Origin of the sequence: Microbacterium sp. ABRD28, assembly GCF_003850245.1 — a bacterium.
In the GTDB taxonomy this organism is placed as follows: domain Bacteria; phylum Actinomycetota; class Actinomycetes; order Actinomycetales; family Microbacteriaceae; genus Microbacterium.
On the sequence record NZ_CP031015.1, the window covers coordinates 1627956 to 1642557 of the forward strand.

The following is a 14602-nucleotide window of genomic DNA, read 5'->3' on the forward strand; positions in this document are numbered from 1 at the left end:
GGTGAACTCTTCGTTCGCACACGCCGATCCCGTCGGCACCCTCCCTTCTTTCACACTCTCGGAAAGCGAACGGTGGAGACCGCAACCCTGATCATCGTGCTCGTCATCGTGCTGGCACTGTTCTTCGACTTCACGAACGGGTTCCACGACACGGCCAACGCCATGGCGACGCCGATCGCGACCGGCGCGCTCAAGCCCAAGGTCGCCGTCCTGCTCGCGGCCGTCCTGAACCTCGTCGGGGCCTTCCTGTCCACGGAAGTGGCCAAGACGATTTCGGGAGGGATGATCCGGGAAGACGAGCTGTCGGCGGCGATCTTCCCCGCCATCATCTTCGCGGGCCTCATCGGCGCCATCTCGTGGAACATGCTCACGTGGCTCCTCGGATTGCCCTCGAGCTCCTCGCACGCCCTGTTCGGGGGGCTGATCGGGGCCACGATCGTGGGTGCCGGCTTCGCGGCGATCGACCTCGGCGTCGTGATGTCCAAGGTCATCCTGCCGGCGCTGATCGCGCCGGTCACCGCAGGGCTGATCGCGTTCGCGACCACCAAGATCGCCTATGCCGTCACGCGGCGACACGACGGCAGGCCCGATGGACGTGACGGGTTCCGGTGGGGACAGATCTTCACGTCGTCTCTGGTCGCGCTGGCACACGGCACGAACGACGCGCAGAAGACGATGGGCGTCATCACCCTCGCCCTCATCACCGTGGGATGGCAGTCCAGCTCGAATCCCGACCCGCAGCTCTGGGTGATCGTCGCGTGCGCCGTCACGATCGCGCTGGGGACCTACATGGGCGGGTGGCGCATCATCCGCACACTCGGCAAGGGACTCACCGACGTCAAGCCCGCGCAGGGGTTCGCCGCCGAGTCGTCCACGGCCTCGACGATCCTCGCGTCCAGCGCCCTCGGATTCGCCCTGTCCACGACGCAGGTCGCGTCGGGTTCGGTGATCGGCTCGGGTCTGGGCCGTCGGGGCTCGATCGTGCGCTGGCGCACCGTCGGCCGGATCATGGTCGGCTGGCTCCTCACTCTTCCCGCCGCCGGTGCCGTGGGCGCCGTCGCGGCGTCTGTGGTCGTGCTGCTGGGGACGTGGGGGATTCTGATCGATGCGGTCGCCGCCGGCGTGGTGGTGCTGGCGATCTATCTGCGTTCGCGTCGCAACGCGGTCACTGCGGCGAATGCGATGAGCGAGGTCGCCGACTCGGGTGCGGCGATCGCCGTTGCGCGCATCCCGCCCCCCACTCGTCGGCAGCGGGCCCTCCGCCGCCAACAGGAGGAGCGTGCGTCGGCGGATGCCGAGCGCGAGCGTACCGGGACGAAGGGAGAGCGGTCGTGATCTCGATCGACTGGTTCGCCTTCGTCCAGGTCTTCCTCGCCGCGTTGATCGCGGCAGCCACGGTCGTGCTGTTCTACGCCCTCGGGCTCCGACTCCTCGTCCGCAGCGGGCGTTCCCCCGTCGTGACGCCTGCTGAGTTCACCGACGCGATCACGGTGATCTCCGCGAAAGAGGCGCGCCGCGCGGCGAAGGCCGCAGACAAGGCCGCCCGCAAGAGCCCCCTGACGGAGCGCCAGAAGCAGGTGGCCTACCTCGGTGCGTACGGATGCTTCGCCGTCTGCGCCTCCGCGGTGATCGGCGGCATCCTGCTCATCGTCGTCAACCACTGAGTTCTCGAGCGCACGTTTCCCGCATCGAGGTCGGGGGACCGCGGGGGTGGGGCTGATTAGGCTCAGGGCATGGATGCGGCATCCCTCCGATTCGGACAGTACCCTCCGCCCGAACGTACGCTCCTGCACCTGAGCGACACCCACCTGCTGGCCGGGGGAGCGCTGCACGGTCCGGGGATCGACACCGAGGAGCATCTGGCGGTGACGCTCCGGCTGATCGAGCGGATGCGCCCGCGACCCGACGCCCTCGTCGTCACCGGCGACCTGACCGACCTCGGGGAGCCGGACGCGTACCGCCGCCTCCGGGAACTGGTCGAACCGGTCGCGGCGGCCCTGGGGGCCCCCGTCGTCTGGGTGGCGGGAAATCACGACGAGCGGCCGGCGATGCGCCGCCACCTGCTCGACGAGGAGCCCAGCGAGGCGCCCCTCGACCGGGTGTGGGACCTCGACGGCCTCCGCGTCGTCGCCATCGACACCACGGTGCCCGGCTGGCACCACGGCGACCTGGACGATGCGCAGCTGGCCTGGTTGTCCGACGTCCTCGTGGAGGCGGCGCCCCTCGGCACCATCCTCGCCATGCACCATCCCCCGATCCCATCGCCGCTCCCGCTCTTCGACATCCTCGAACTGCGCGATCAGAGCCGCCTCGCCCGCGTGCTCGAGGGAACGGATGTTCGCGCGATCCTCGCGGGCCACCTGCACTACTCCACAAGCGCGACGTTCGCGGGGATCCCCGTCTCGGTCGCGTCGTCGACGTGCTACGGCATGAACCTCGGTCTGCCTGCGCTGGAGGTCAACGGCTTCGACGCCGGGCAGTCGTTCCACGTCGTCCGCGTCTACCCGACCACGATCACGCACGACGTCGTCCCCGTCGTGGACGCACCGACGGGGGACTACTTCACGCCGGAGTGGGCCGAGCGGATGGCGCGTCTGAGCCCGCAGGAGAGACTCGAGGCCTTCTCGCGCAAGCGGCGCTGATCCATCGGAGGCGACGCTGCGGACAGTGGGCCCGCTCCACCTGTACGCCAGGGCCACCGGGGAGACCGTGACCGGTGACTAGGCTCGGGGGATCACCGACCGCCGCGACCCAAAAGGACTATCGATGGCTCCGGACGCAACGACGCGCACCCGCACCGAATCCGATTCGCTGGGATCCCTGGAGATCCCCGCCGACGCCTACTGGGGCATCCACACCGCTCGGGCGCTGGAGAACTTCCCCGTCAGCAAGCGCCCCATCTCGGTCTACCGCGACCTGGTGCGCGCGCTGGCGATGGTCAAACAGGCCTCCGCGCGGGCGAACCGCGACATCGGCGTCCTCGACCCGATGAAGGCCGACCTCATCGATCGCGCGGCCCAGCTCGTCATCGACGGCCAGTACCACGACCAGTTCGTCGTCGGGGTGGTCCAGGGTGGTGCCGGCACCTCGACGAACATGAACGCCAACGAGGTCATCACCAACGTCGCCCTCGAGCTCGCCGGCCGGCAGAAGGGCGACTACGCCTTCCTGTCGCCGATCGACGACACCAACCGCAGCCAGTCCACGAACGACGTCTATCCGACGGCGGTCAAGGTGGGCCTCAGCCTCGACCTGAAGACGCTCCTGGACGAGCTCGATCTGCTCCGCCACTCCTTCCTGGCGAAGGCGCGGGAGTTCCACGACATCCTCAAAGTCGGTCGCACGCAGCTGCAGGATGCCGTGCCGATGACCCTCGGGCAGGAGTTCCACGGGTTCGCCACCACTCTCGGCGAGGACTACAACCGGCTCACCGAGAACGCCTACCTCCTCTACGAGATCAACATGGGTGCCACGGCCATCGGCACGGGCATCACCGCGTCGCCCGGTTACAGCACCGCGGTGCTCTCCCACCTGCGGGCGATCACGGGTCTGGACCTGGAGCTGGCCACCGACCTCGTCGAGTCCACGAGCGACACCGGCGCCTTCATGTCGTTCTCGGCATCCCTGAAGCGCAACGCGATCAAGCTGTCGAAGATCTGCAACGACCTCCGGCTTCTCTCCTCCGGCCCGCAGGCGGGCTTCGGCGAGATCAACCTCCCCCCGCGCCAGGCGGGCTCCAGCATCATGCCGGGGAAGGTGAACCCCGTCATCCCCGAGGTGGTCAACCAGGTGGCCTTCGCCGTGGCGGGCGCCGATCTCACCGTCACGATGGCGGTCGAGGCCGGTCAGCTGCAGCTGAACGCCTTCGAGCCGATCATCGCGCACTCGATCTTCCAGTCGATCACCTGGATGCGTCGCGGAATGCACACCCTGCGCGTCAACTGCATCGACGGCATCACCGCCAATCGAGAGCGACTGGGCGCCATGGTCGGCACCTCCGTCGGCGTCGTGACGGCTCTCACGCCCTTCATCGGCTATGCAGCCGCCGCCGCGCTGGCCAAGACCGCCCTGTTGACCGGTCACAACATCGCCGACCTCGTCGTGGAGGCGGGGCTGATGTCGCGCGAGGAGGTCACCAAGCAGCTCTCACCCGCGCGGCTCTCGGGACTGGAGGCGACCACCGCCGCGATCCCGCTCGTCCTGCCGGCTGAGAACTTCGTCTCGGAGTCGGCGGACTGACCCCTTCGCGGTGCGGCGCGTCAGGCTGGCGCTCCTGGGCGCGGACCGATAGCGTTCGTTCGCAACCCTGAACCGCTTTCCCTCCACCAAGGAGCCATCGTGACCGACCCGCAGAACCCGAGCGCCGTTCCGCCGAGCGCTCCCCAGACCCCGCCCGCCTACAGCTCGGCACCTCCGCCGGCCTACAATGCCCAGCCCGCTCCGGGCGCGCCCGTCCCCGGCAAGACGCTGGGCATCGTCGCGTTCGTGCTGTCGTTCTTCGCACAGCTGATCGCCCTGATCCTCGGCATCGTCGCTCTCGTGCAGAGCCGCAAGGCCGGGGTCAAGAACGGCTGGGCGCTGGCGGCCATCATCATCAGCGCCGTGCTGATGGTCATCGGCATCATCGTGATCATCCTCGTGGCCGTCGCCGTCGGCGGAGGCCTCGCCGCCGCCTGTGCCGAACTCGGCCCGGGCGTCCACAACCTCGAAGGCGGCGGCACCATCACCTGCAGCTGATCGTCGGTCGAAAGCCTCGACCTGGAAGCGCCGGTCCCCTCGGGGGCCGGCGCTTCGGCGTCAGTCGAGGATCCGGCAGTGCGTGGTGAGCTCGCCGATTCCGTCGATCCCGACGGTCACCGTCGAGCGGTCGCGAAGGAACACCTGCGGGTCGCGGGAATACCCCGCACCACCCGGGCTGCCGGTGGAGATCAGGGTGCCCGGCAGCAGGGTCGCCGACTGCGACAGCGAGGTGATGAGCGTGGCCACCGACCGCACCATCTGCCCCGTCGACGCGTCCTGCAGGATCCGACCGTCCAGCACGGTCCAGATGTGGAGGTCCTGAGGGTCGGGCACCTCATCGGCGGTCACGACGAACGGACCGGTCGGGGTGAAGCCGTCGAACGACTTGCAGCGTGACCACTGCGCTTCGGAGAACTGGATGTCGCGTGCGGTGATGTCGTTGACGACCGTGTAGCCCCACACGTGATCGAGCGCGTCTTCGACAGGGACGTCCTTCGCGGGCCGACCGATGATCACGCCGAGCTCGGCCTCGTAGTCGACCGATTCGCTGAGGCTCCGCGGCCAGGATGTGGTGGCCTCGTGACCGGTGAGGGAGTTCGGCCACAGCACGAACACCGTCGGCGTCGCATCCGTCTTCAGCCCCAGCTCACCCGAGTGGGCGGCGTAGTTCAGGCCCACGGCGAGGATGGCTGGGGGACGGAGGACGGCCGACGCGAATCCGAAGGCGGTGAGAGGATGCCGCGGGGCGTCGTCTGCGGCCTCCGCGACCGCCGACAGCAGATCGTCGCCACCCTCGACCAGTTCCTGCAGGGTGGCGGGCGCCCCGGTGAAGAGCTCATCGACGAAGACGGCCTCGTCATCGCGGGGGACGAGCACGAGCCGGGGCCGCGCGTGGTCCGACGAGGTCACGTGGGCGAAGCGCATCCTTCCACGGTATACGCAAACGGACGGGCTCCCCTCGGCGCGGTGCGCGCCCGCATAGGCTGTTCGCCATGACGAACTCTGCCGGTCCCGGGGGCGGACGCCCCTCGCTCCTTCCCCCGGCATTTCCCACGGTCTTCGCTCAGCCGCAGGTTGCCTACGGCGCCTCGATCCCGCAGGCGCGGGTCTCACCCGAACCGGTGCCGATCCCCACCTCGGGCGCGGCCCTGCCCCGCACCGGGCGCACTGCGCCGCTGTGGATCGCCGCGCTGCTGGTGCTGATCCTCATCGCGCTCGTCGGCTACTTCCTCAACGCCCTGGGCCCGGCGGCGTCCCTCATCGGCGGGGTCGCGGCACTGATCCCGCTCGTGGGCGTCCTGTTCGCCATCCGGCTGATCGACCGGTGGGAGCCCGAGCCCCGCGGCCTCATGGTGCTCGCGGTCGCATGGGGCGCGATCGCGTCGGTCGGGATCGCCCTGGGCGTCGACCTGCTGCTGGGCCTGGTGTTCGGGTTCGGCTCGACGCCGCTCGGCGACGTGCTGTCGACGGTGGTCCAGGCGCCGGTCGTCGAGGAGGTCGCCAAGGGCCTCGGGGTGCTGCTGATCTTCCTCACCGCCCGCCGGGCCTTCGACGGCCCTGTCGACGGCATCGTCTACGGCGCGCTCGTCGGTGCCGGATTCGCCTTCACCGAGAACATCCAGTACTTCGGCATCGGGTTCATCGAGGGGGGCGTCGCCGACGTTTCGCAGATCTTCTTCCTCCGCGGCATCCTCTCCCCGTTCGCGCACGTGATGTTCACCAGCGTCATCGGGTTCGCTCTGGGTCTGGCCGCGCGGCGGAGCGGCCGGGTGCGCGATGCGATGGGCCCCTTCCTCATCGGGCTCGCCGGCGCCATCCTGCTTCATGCGTTCTGGAACGGTTCGGCGGTCTTCGGCGACTTCTTCGGCCTGTACCTGACCCTCCAGGTGCCGCTGTTCATCCTCTTCATCGTGGGAATCCTGGGGCTCCGCCGGGAGGAGGCCCGCCTCACCCGGGAACGGCTGTCCGATTACGCCACGGCAGGATGGTTCACCTCCCAGGAGGTCGACATGCTCGCCACCGGTTCGGGTCGTCGCGCCGCACTGGCGTGGGCGGCGGGGCTTCGCGGCGATCGCACGGCGACGATGAAGGGCTTCATCCACGACGCCACCGCGCTCGCAGCCGCTCGCCAGCGTTCGATCACCGGCCGCGACCCGCGTGCCGCTGAGGATGAGCACGTCCTCCTCGCGCGGGTCACCGCCGCCCGCGCCGCGCTGTTCGCCCCCTGATCGGGGGAGCCGGGCGGCGGCCCCGGACAGAACTCAGCGCCCGGTGCCGCGGCGATGCCTGCGTGTCTACCGGGCGCTGAGTCGGCCTGCCATCAGGATGCCGAGCCGCGCCTGCGGCTGTCAAGACCCCGTCCGCCACGCCGGTCGCGTTGACCGGGAGCGGCGCCTGGGCTTGGATGGAGCAATGACGGATGACCGCACCAAGCCCGAGATCGACGCCCCCGCCGGACCCGCCCCCCGTGAGCTGGAGATCCGCGACCTGATCGTGGGGGAGGGCGCGGAGGCCCGCCCTGGCGACCAGGTGACCGTTCACTACGTCGGTGTCGAGTTCGACTCCGGTGAGGAGTTCGACTCGTCGTGGAACCGGGGCGAGAGCATCCAGTTCCCGCTTCGCGGTCTCATCCAGGGGTGGCAGGACGGCATTCCCGGCATGAGGGTCGGCGGACGTCGCGAGCTCGTCATCCCCCCGCGCCTGGCCTACGGCGAGGGTGGCGGACACTTCCTGGGGGGCAAGACCCTCATCTTCGTGATCGACCTCATCGCCGTCGGCTGAGCCGGTTCCGCGTGCCGCCCAGGCGCACGCGGCCCTGTGCGAGGAGGATGCCCGCGAACACGACGAGCGCGCCCACCGGTTCGTTCCAGCTCAGACGCTCGCCGAGGATCAGGATGCCGAGGGCGACGCCGATGACGGGGGTGATGTAGGTCACCGTCGACGCGCGCGTCGGGCCCCAGGCCCGGACGACGTTCTGGTTCCAGATGTACGCCAGGCCCGTCCCGAGGGCGCCGAGGAGGATCAGACTCAGGACGATCGCCGGCGTCAGCTGCACCGGAGCCCATGCGATCACCGGTGTGAGCACGATCATGATCGCCGCGGCGATGCCGATGTTGAGGAACGAGAACGTCAGCGCCGACATCCCGGTGTGGGCGACGAATCGCCGCATGTAGGCGAGGCTGAACCCGTAGCACGCGGTGGCCCCGAGGATCGCCAGCTGCGCCACGACGCTCTGCGAGAGATCGAGGCCCTGCCACGGTCCGATGATGACGACCACGCCCACGATGCCCGCCGCGATCCCGGTGACCTGCTCGCGGTTGAGTCGCTCGACGCGCAGGAGCAGTCCCGCCATGATCGCCGTCATGATGGGTGTCGTCGCGTTGTAGATGCTGGCCAGCCCCGAGGTGACGTGCTGCTGCGCCCACGAGAACAGCAGGAACGGGATGACGCAGAACGTCAGCGCCAGGACGCTCATGTGTCCCCAGATGCGAAGCGAACGAGGCAGCCGCTCGCGTCGGACCGCGACGAGCACTCCGAGCGCCAGCGCGCCGAGGACCAGGCGTGCCCACGCGACCTGGCCGGGTCCGACGCCCTCGAGGGCGACTTTCATGAAGAGGAAGCTCGAGCCCCAGACGATCCCGGCGAGCGTGAACTGCAGCACGATCATCCCCGGCAGTCGCGAGATCTTCGCGGATTCGGTCGCGAGCTCATCCGTGGTCATGTCGCGACCCTACGGCGCGCGTCGGCGCCGAGACAGCGCGGCCGAGCGCATCGTCCGTTTTCCGCCGGTAGCCGACCGTTCGGCTACGCGTCGTCACGGCGGGGGAGGACTGGTAGACTCGTGCAGTTGCCGTTGGATCGGCCGCGGATAAAGAGAGCTCACGCATCAGGCGTCGGGCACCGCGCAATGAGGAGAAAGGGGATCCCATCTATGGCACTCGAAGCAGACGTCAAGAAGGCGATCATCGAAGAGTACGCGACGCACCCCGGTGACACCGGATCCCCCGAGGTGCAGGTCGCGATGCTGACGCAGCGCATCAAGGACCTCACCGAGCACCTCAAGGAGCACAAGCACGACCACCACTCGCGTCGTGGGCTGTTCCTGCTCGTCGGCCAGCGCCGCCGTCTGCTCGGCTACCTCCAGGACATCGACATCGCGCGCTACCGCTCGCTGATCGAGCGCCTGGGGCTGCGCCGCTAATCGCGTCCAGCGTTCGATCGCGCAAAACGTTCTTGTGAGAGCCGCCCGAGGTGTCGGGCGGCTCTCTTTTCTCGTCTGCAGCAGCTCTTCCCGGCACACGTCATCGGGTCGTTCGTTTCCGGAAACATCCGTGACATTCGCCTGAATAGGCTGTGAAGCACCGGACACCCCCTCCGGCACGGCTCCACCCCTCACTGCTCCTGCGTCCCCCCACGCCGTCCCGGATGCGCCTTCCCGGGCTGCGCGTGAGCCTGCCTTCCGACGTCGTGGCGATGACGTCGTGGTGCCGTCAGGCACCCTGGAAGGAATGCTTCGTTGACCACCCTCGCCTCCCCCGCAGCATCCCGCTGGTGGCGCGCCCTCGCGCTCGCCGTCGCGGGTGTGCTCGCCGCCTCCGGAGCGGTCATCGCGACCGCTTCACCCACCCCCGCCCGTGCCGCGACGGCCGGCGATAAGCCCAAGGTCGTCGTCGTGGCGACCGGGGGGACGATCGCGGGTCGCGCCGACGGTCGCGACACGTACACCGACTACCGTGCGGGCACCTATCCGATGGCCGACCTCGTCGGCGTCATCCAGCCGGAGGTCTCGGCGTTCGCCGATGTGGAGGTCGTGCAGTTCGGCAACTCCGGATCCGGCGGGTACACCATCCCGCAGTACCGCGAGCTGAGCCTGACAGTGCAGAGCGCGCTCGCCGACGCAGACGCGGTGGTCGTCACGACCGGAACGGACACGATGGAGGAATTCGCGTACTGGCTCGATCTGACGGTGCAGAACAAGAAGCCCGTCGTGATCACCGGCGCGATGCGGCCGTGGGCCGCGGGCGCGACCGCGAGCGAGTCCATGGTCCTCGGGGCCGACGGTCCCGCCAACCTCCTGCAGGCGATCCGACTGGCTGCCAGCCAGGCCACGTTCTGCTTCGGCACCGTCCTGATGCTCAACGACGAGATCCACGCCGCCCGGGACGTCACCAAGGGCAACGCCACCCGCAACGACACCTTCGTCACGCGGATGTCGGGTGTTCTGGGGTGGATCGACGGGTCGTCGGTGATCGTCAACCGCGCCCCCGCCCGGGTGCTGGACTGCGGGAGCGAGGAATGGTTCACGCCGTTCGACCTCGAGACCGTCGCGGCGGAGGATCTTCCCCGTGTCGAGATCTTCTACAACTACCAGCAGGCAGGCGGCGAGGCGATCAGCGCCTTCGCCGCGGCCGGCGTGAAGGGCATCGTCACCGCGGGGACCGGAGCGGGCGGCATCGCGTCGGCTGCGGGGCAGGCTCGCACCGCGGCGGTCAACAACCAGGGAGTGTGGTTCGTCAGCACCACGCGCACCGGCAGCGGCACCGTCGACAGCGGTACGGGCAACATCATCCCCGGGGGCGATCTGCTGCCGCAGAAGGCACGTCTGCTCCTGCTGCTGAGCCGGACGTTCACCGAGGACGTCTCGGTCGCCCGTGAATGGTTCGCAACCCTCGGCGCGCCGTCGTTCGACTCCTCGGCGCTCGCCGCGTCGGTCGATCCGACCCCCGGCGGCGCCGAGCCCGAGCCGACCGAGGAACCCACGCCCGAACCGACCGGGGAACCGACGGGCGAGCCGAGCGGTGAACCGTCGGAGGAGCCGAGTGCAGAGCCCACGGCCGAGCCGACGCCGGATGCCACGGAGACGCCCGCAGCGGGCGCCGTCGCCGGTGCCGGAGGCGGCGACGGCCTGGCCAGTACGGGCCTCGCAGGGATCGGTGGCCTCTCGCTCGCAGCCCTCCTGCTCATCGCGGTCGGCGCGATCACCTACCTGCGGCGTCGGCGCCGGTTGGCGGAGCACATGCTGACGCACTGATCGCTTTCCCGAGAGCGCGACTGCGCGCCGAGAGTGCGGGGTGACCCCGTATTCTCGGCGCGCAGATGCACTCTCGCCGGCGGGTCGCGGCGGCGGGTCGCGGCGACGGGTCGCCGACGGAGATCGATGCGCGGAGTCGCTCAGGAGGAGGCGCGGGCCGCCAGCAGGTCGGCGTGCCACCGCTCGGCGACATCGGGATGCGCCCGCAGCCGCGACTTCAGCGCGTTCTCGCCGAACAGCGAGTGGATCGGGTTCGACGGGTCTTCGGTGACGCCCTTGGCCTGAGCGGCCAGTTCTGCCGGCAGCTCGACGAGCGGCAGCGCGGCGTCGAGAGCGGGGTTGAAGAAGAAGGGTACCGAGATGCGGTCGTCGGGGAAGCGCGGCGAGATCACCCGGTGATTGGTGGCGACGAGGTAGCCCTGCGTGGCGTACTCCATCATCTCGCCGATGTTCACCACGAATGCGCCCGGCACGGCCGGGGCGTCCACCCACACGCCCTCGCGCTCGACCTGCAGGCCACCCTTGCCGGGCTCGACCCACAGCAGCGTCAGCACGCCGGAGTCCTTGTGCGCGCCCACACCCTGCTGCGGCTCCGGCTCGGTGGTGCCGGGGTAGCGCACGATCTTGATCAGGCTCGCCGGCTCACCGAAGTGCCGCTCGAAGTGGTCGGCCTCGGCACCGAGAGCCAGTGCCCACTGCTGGAGCAGCACGCGAGCGATCTCGGTGAGCTTGTCGTGCCACTCGGTGACGACCTCGCGCAGCTCCGGCTGCGCCGCCGGCCAGAGATTGGGCCCCGTCAGACGGTGGAAGGCCGCCGCATCCGGGTCGGTGACGGGCTCCCGCTCGGGCCCGATGTCGATCTGCTCACGCCAGTCGACCTTGCCCTGCGTGCGCTCGCCGCCGATGCGGGTGTAGCCGCGGAAGTGCGGGCTGTTGAGATTCTCGATCGCCAGCTTGTCGGCCTCGGGGAGATCGAAGAACGCCCGCGCCGCGGTGTGCAGACGGTTCTCGAGCTCAGGACCGACCCCCGTGCCGGTGAGGTAGAAGAAACCGACGCGGTGGGTGGCCTCGCGCAGCTCGTCGCGGAAGGCGGCGGCTTCGTCGGGTCCGGCGTCGAGGCGGGAGAGGTCGAGGATCGGCAGCGACAGGTCGGTCATGGCGACAGGCTACGTCGGCGGAACAGGTGCCTCGCGCCGTGTTACGCCGTCGTCGTCACAGTGTTACAGTCCCACCGCCGCGGGGCGTTCAGAGCGGCCCGCGAGCATCGTGCGGCGGGGCGACGGGGCGCGACCGCGGTGGCTCCGGCGGTCGGCGCGACCCCGTGGGGTCGGACCGTCGTCCTTCCGACGCCGCGAGCGAGGGATCGGCGAAGAGCCAGCGCGGTCGCGGTTCGATCAGCGGGCGGAAGATCCGCCGCACCGGCTTGGTGGCAAGACCCAGCGCGATGCCGACCGACAGCAGGCACACCAGCGGCAGCCACAGCCAGGTCGGCTCGAGGCCACGCAGCACCCCCGACTCGCGGAACGGGTAGAGCACGAAGGAGTGGAGCAGGTAGACGTACATGGTGTACTGCCCGAAGTGGGTCCACCACTTCTGTCCGCGCGGAACGAGAACGAAAAGGGCCGTGGAGAGGATCAGGGCGACCGCCATCAGAGCGATGCGCACGCCCCCCGCCCACCATTGGGTTCCGCCGAGGTCGGCATAGGAGTCGTCGTAGAAGAACCAGGTCGCGAGGTTCATCTGCTTCCACTCGTCGACGAAGAACCAGGCCGCCCACCCGGCCAGGGCGAAGCTCGCGATGGCAGCCGGGAAGGTCCACCAGGGTCGACGGTCCAGCAGCTGCAGTCGTTCGATGACCCGGCGCTCACGGAGCCACCATCCGAGGGTGAAGAACGGCAGGAGTCCGAGCGTGCGGGACAGGGAGAAGGTCGAGTCGATGTTCGGCAGATAGCCCGCGCCGATCGAGATGAGGACGGTCCACGCCAACGGCCACTTCAGCAGTGCGAGGTAGGGGAGCACGAGGCGGAAGATGCCGAGGGCGAGGAGGAACCACAGCGTCCACGACGGACGGGTGAGGTTCGGGTCGGCCTGACCCTCCACGATCCACTTCGTGAGGACCCAGAGGCCCTCGAAGATCACGTAGGGCACGACGATGTCGGTGAGCACACGCGCCATCTGGCGTTTCCCCGGCGCATCCGACTTCGAGAAGTACCCCGAGATCAGCGCGAACGCCGGCATGTGGAAGGCGTAGATGAGCAGATACATCGACAGGGCGATGTCGGAGTCATAGGTGAGCCGCTGGATCGCGTGCCCGAGGACGACCAGGACGATGCAGACGAATCGCGCATTGTCGAAGAACGGTGTGCGGCGCTTCGTGCGCGTCGTACCGGTCGTCGGGGTGGCTGCCGTGGGTGGCGCGCTGTTGCCGGACATGGTCACCTCCCCGGGACGAGATCAGACTAGCCCGCGGGCCCGCGAACCGGCGCAGCTCCGCGCGGCTCGGTGACCCGGGGTGTGTCGGGAATAGCCTGGGACGGCCGGCGTTGCATCAGATACATTCACTTGCATGTACTTGGTCGAAGCGGATGACCCGCGCGGCGAGAGAGCGGAGAAGAGACGTGAACACCCCCACCTGGCCGGGAATGCAGTTCGGCATCTTCACGGTGAGCGACATCACCGAGGACCCGACGACCGGGCGCACCCCGAGCGAATCGGAGCGCATCCAGGCCACCGTGACGATCGCCCGCCACGCCGAGGAGGTCGGGCTGGATGTCTTCGCCCTCGGCGAGCACCACAATCCGCCGTTCTGGTCATCGTCGCCGACCACGACGCTGGCCTACATCGCCGCGCAGACCGAGCGGCTCATCCTCTCCACGGCGACCACGCTGATCACCACGAACGACCCCGTGAAGATCGCCGAGGACTACGCGATGCTGCAGCACCTGGCCCAGGGGCGGGTCGACCTGACCCTCGGCCGAGGGAACACGGGCCCGGTCTACCCGTGGTTCGGCAAGGACATCCGTCAGGGCCTGCCCCTGGCGATCGAGAACTACGCCCTCCTCCACAAGCTCTGGCGCGAGGACGTCGTGGACTGGGAGGGGCGGTTCCGGACTCCTCTGCAGGGCTTCACCTCGACCCCGCGGCCTCTCGACGGCGTGGCTCCGTTCGTCTGGCATGGTTCGATCCGCACCCCCGAGATCGCCGAGCAAGCCGCCTACTACGGTGACGGCTTCTTGGCCAACAACATCTTCTGGCCGAAGGAGCACTACCAGCGCCTCATCTCGCTGTACCGTCAGCGCTTCGCCCACTACGGCCACGGCGCCCCTGAGCAGGCGATCGTGGGTCTGGGCGGCCAGGTGTTCATGGCGAAGAACTCCCAGGATGCCGTGAAGGAGTTCCGCCCCTACTTCGACAACGCCCCGGTCTACGGTCACGGACCGAGCCTGGAGGACTTCAGCGAGATGACGCCGCTCACCGTCGGCTCACCGCAGCAGATCATCGACCGCTACGCGGGGATGCGCGAGCACTACGGCGATTACCAGCGTCAGCTCTTCCTCATCGACCACGCCGGGCTCCCGCTGAAGACGGTGCTCGAGCAGCTCGACATCCTCGGCGGCGAGGTGGTTCCGGCCCTCCGGCGGGAGCTCGCCGCCGGCCGCCCGGCGAACGTCCCCGACGCGCCCACCCATGCCGCACGCGTCGCCGCGGCCTACGCCGGGGCGCCGGCGCCGCAGGCGGTTCCCCACGCGAACCGCGGCGACAACCTCGCCGGCGGACCGAGCCCCTACCGCCGTCCCGCCGCAGCCGCCTCCTCCCGGACGGGGGAATGAG

At 69.2% G+C, this 14602-nt stretch carries 14 protein-coding genes; 10 read left to right on the forward strand and 4 right to left on the reverse strand.

Going from position 1 to position 14602, the window contains the following annotated elements; genetic code table 11:
* The first annotated feature begins 72 nt into the window (after nt 1-72).
* The 5 genes from DT073_RS07845 to DT073_RS07865 all read left to right on the forward strand — a co-directional run bounded on the left by DT073_RS07845 (nt 73) and on the right by DT073_RS07865 (nt 4737).
* On the forward strand, nt 73-1335 hold the full coding sequence (locus DT073_RS07845) for an inorganic phosphate transporter (RefSeq protein WP_124292882.1): 1263 nt from the start codon (nt 73-75) through the stop codon (nt 1333-1335).
* Nucleotides 1332-1664, forward strand: a complete 333-nt coding sequence (locus DT073_RS07850) for a peptidase (RefSeq protein ID WP_124292883.1) — start codon at nt 1332-1334, stop codon at nt 1662-1664. Before DT073_RS07845 ends, DT073_RS07850 begins: the two co-directional genes overlap by 4 nt.
* A 69-nt stretch (nt 1665-1733) precedes the next feature.
* Nucleotides 1734-2642, forward strand: coding sequence for a phosphodiesterase (locus DT073_RS07855; protein ID WP_124292884.1), 909 nt, complete (start codon nt 1734-1736; stop codon nt 2640-2642).
* Between the two features lie 124 nt (nt 2643-2766).
* Entirely contained in the window at nt 2767-4239 is a 1473-nt protein-coding gene (locus DT073_RS07860; RefSeq protein WP_124292885.1) for an aspartate ammonia-lyase, read from the forward strand.
* A gap of 99 nt (nt 4240-4338) precedes the next feature.
* Nucleotides 4339-4737 carry a DUF4190 domain-containing protein gene (locus tag DT073_RS07865; RefSeq protein ID WP_124292886.1) on the forward strand — a complete coding sequence of 133 codons (399 nt, stop codon included), beginning with the start codon at nt 4339-4341 and terminating at the stop codon, nt 4735-4737.
* 60 nt (nt 4738-4797) lie between these two features.
* On the opposite strand, the gene DT073_RS07870 is transcribed toward DT073_RS07865, so the two are convergent.
* Entirely contained in the window at nt 4798-5664 is an 867-nt protein-coding gene (locus DT073_RS07870) for a fumarylacetoacetate hydrolase family protein (RefSeq protein ID WP_124292887.1), read from the reverse strand.
* A gap of 68 nt (nt 5665-5732) precedes the next feature.
* On the opposite strand from DT073_RS07870, the gene DT073_RS07875 reads away from it, so the two are divergent.
* Nucleotides 5733-6968 (forward strand): PrsW family intramembrane metalloprotease, encoded by a 1236-nt coding sequence (locus tag DT073_RS07875; RefSeq protein ID WP_124292888.1) that lies wholly within the window; start codon nt 5733-5735, stop codon nt 6966-6968.
* A 184-nt stretch (nt 6969-7152) separates the two neighbouring features.
* Nucleotides 7153-7521 (forward strand): FKBP-type peptidyl-prolyl cis-trans isomerase, encoded by a 369-nt coding sequence (locus DT073_RS07880; RefSeq protein ID WP_124292889.1) that lies wholly within the window; start codon nt 7153-7155, stop codon nt 7519-7521.
* On the opposite strand, the gene DT073_RS07885 is transcribed toward DT073_RS07880, so the two are convergent.
* Complete coding sequence (locus DT073_RS07885; RefSeq protein ID WP_240638396.1) at nt 7505-8461, reverse strand: DMT family transporter; 957 nt, start codon at nt 8459-8461, stop codon at nt 7505-7507. The genes DT073_RS07880 and DT073_RS07885 overlap by 17 nt on opposite strands.
* 210 nt (nt 8462-8671) lie before the next feature.
* On the opposite strand from DT073_RS07885, the gene rpsO reads away from it, so the two are divergent.
* Together rpsO and DT073_RS07895 are read left to right on the forward strand one after the other, a co-directional pair.
* Nucleotides 8672-8941, forward strand: coding sequence for a 30S ribosomal protein S15 (gene rpsO / locus DT073_RS07890; protein ID WP_017830938.1), 270 nt, complete (start codon nt 8672-8674; stop codon nt 8939-8941).
* A gap of 315 nt (nt 8942-9256) precedes the next feature.
* On the forward strand, nt 9257-10771 hold the full coding sequence (locus DT073_RS07895; protein WP_240638405.1) for an asparaginase: 1515 nt from the start codon (nt 9257-9259) through the stop codon (nt 10769-10771).
* 140 nt (nt 10772-10911) lie between these two features.
* On the opposite strand, the gene DT073_RS07900 is transcribed toward DT073_RS07895, so the two are convergent.
* Nucleotides 10912-11928 carry an isopenicillin N synthase family dioxygenase gene (locus DT073_RS07900; RefSeq protein WP_124292890.1) on the reverse strand — a complete coding sequence of 339 codons (1017 nt, stop codon included), beginning with the start codon at nt 11926-11928 and terminating at the stop codon, nt 10912-10914.
* A gap of 88 nt (nt 11929-12016) precedes the next feature.
* Nucleotides 12017-13204 carry an acyltransferase family protein gene (locus DT073_RS07905; protein ID WP_124292891.1) on the reverse strand — a complete coding sequence of 396 codons (1188 nt, stop codon included), beginning with the start codon at nt 13202-13204 and terminating at the stop codon, nt 12017-12019.
* Between the two features lie 209 nt (nt 13205-13413).
* Here DT073_RS07905 and DT073_RS07910 point away from each other — a divergent pair, with 209 nt between their 5' ends.
* Nucleotides 13414-14601, forward strand: a complete 1188-nt coding sequence (locus DT073_RS07910; RefSeq protein ID WP_124294420.1) for an LLM class flavin-dependent oxidoreductase — start codon at nt 13414-13416, stop codon at nt 14599-14601.
* The last annotated feature ends 1 nt before the right edge of the window (nt 14602 follow it).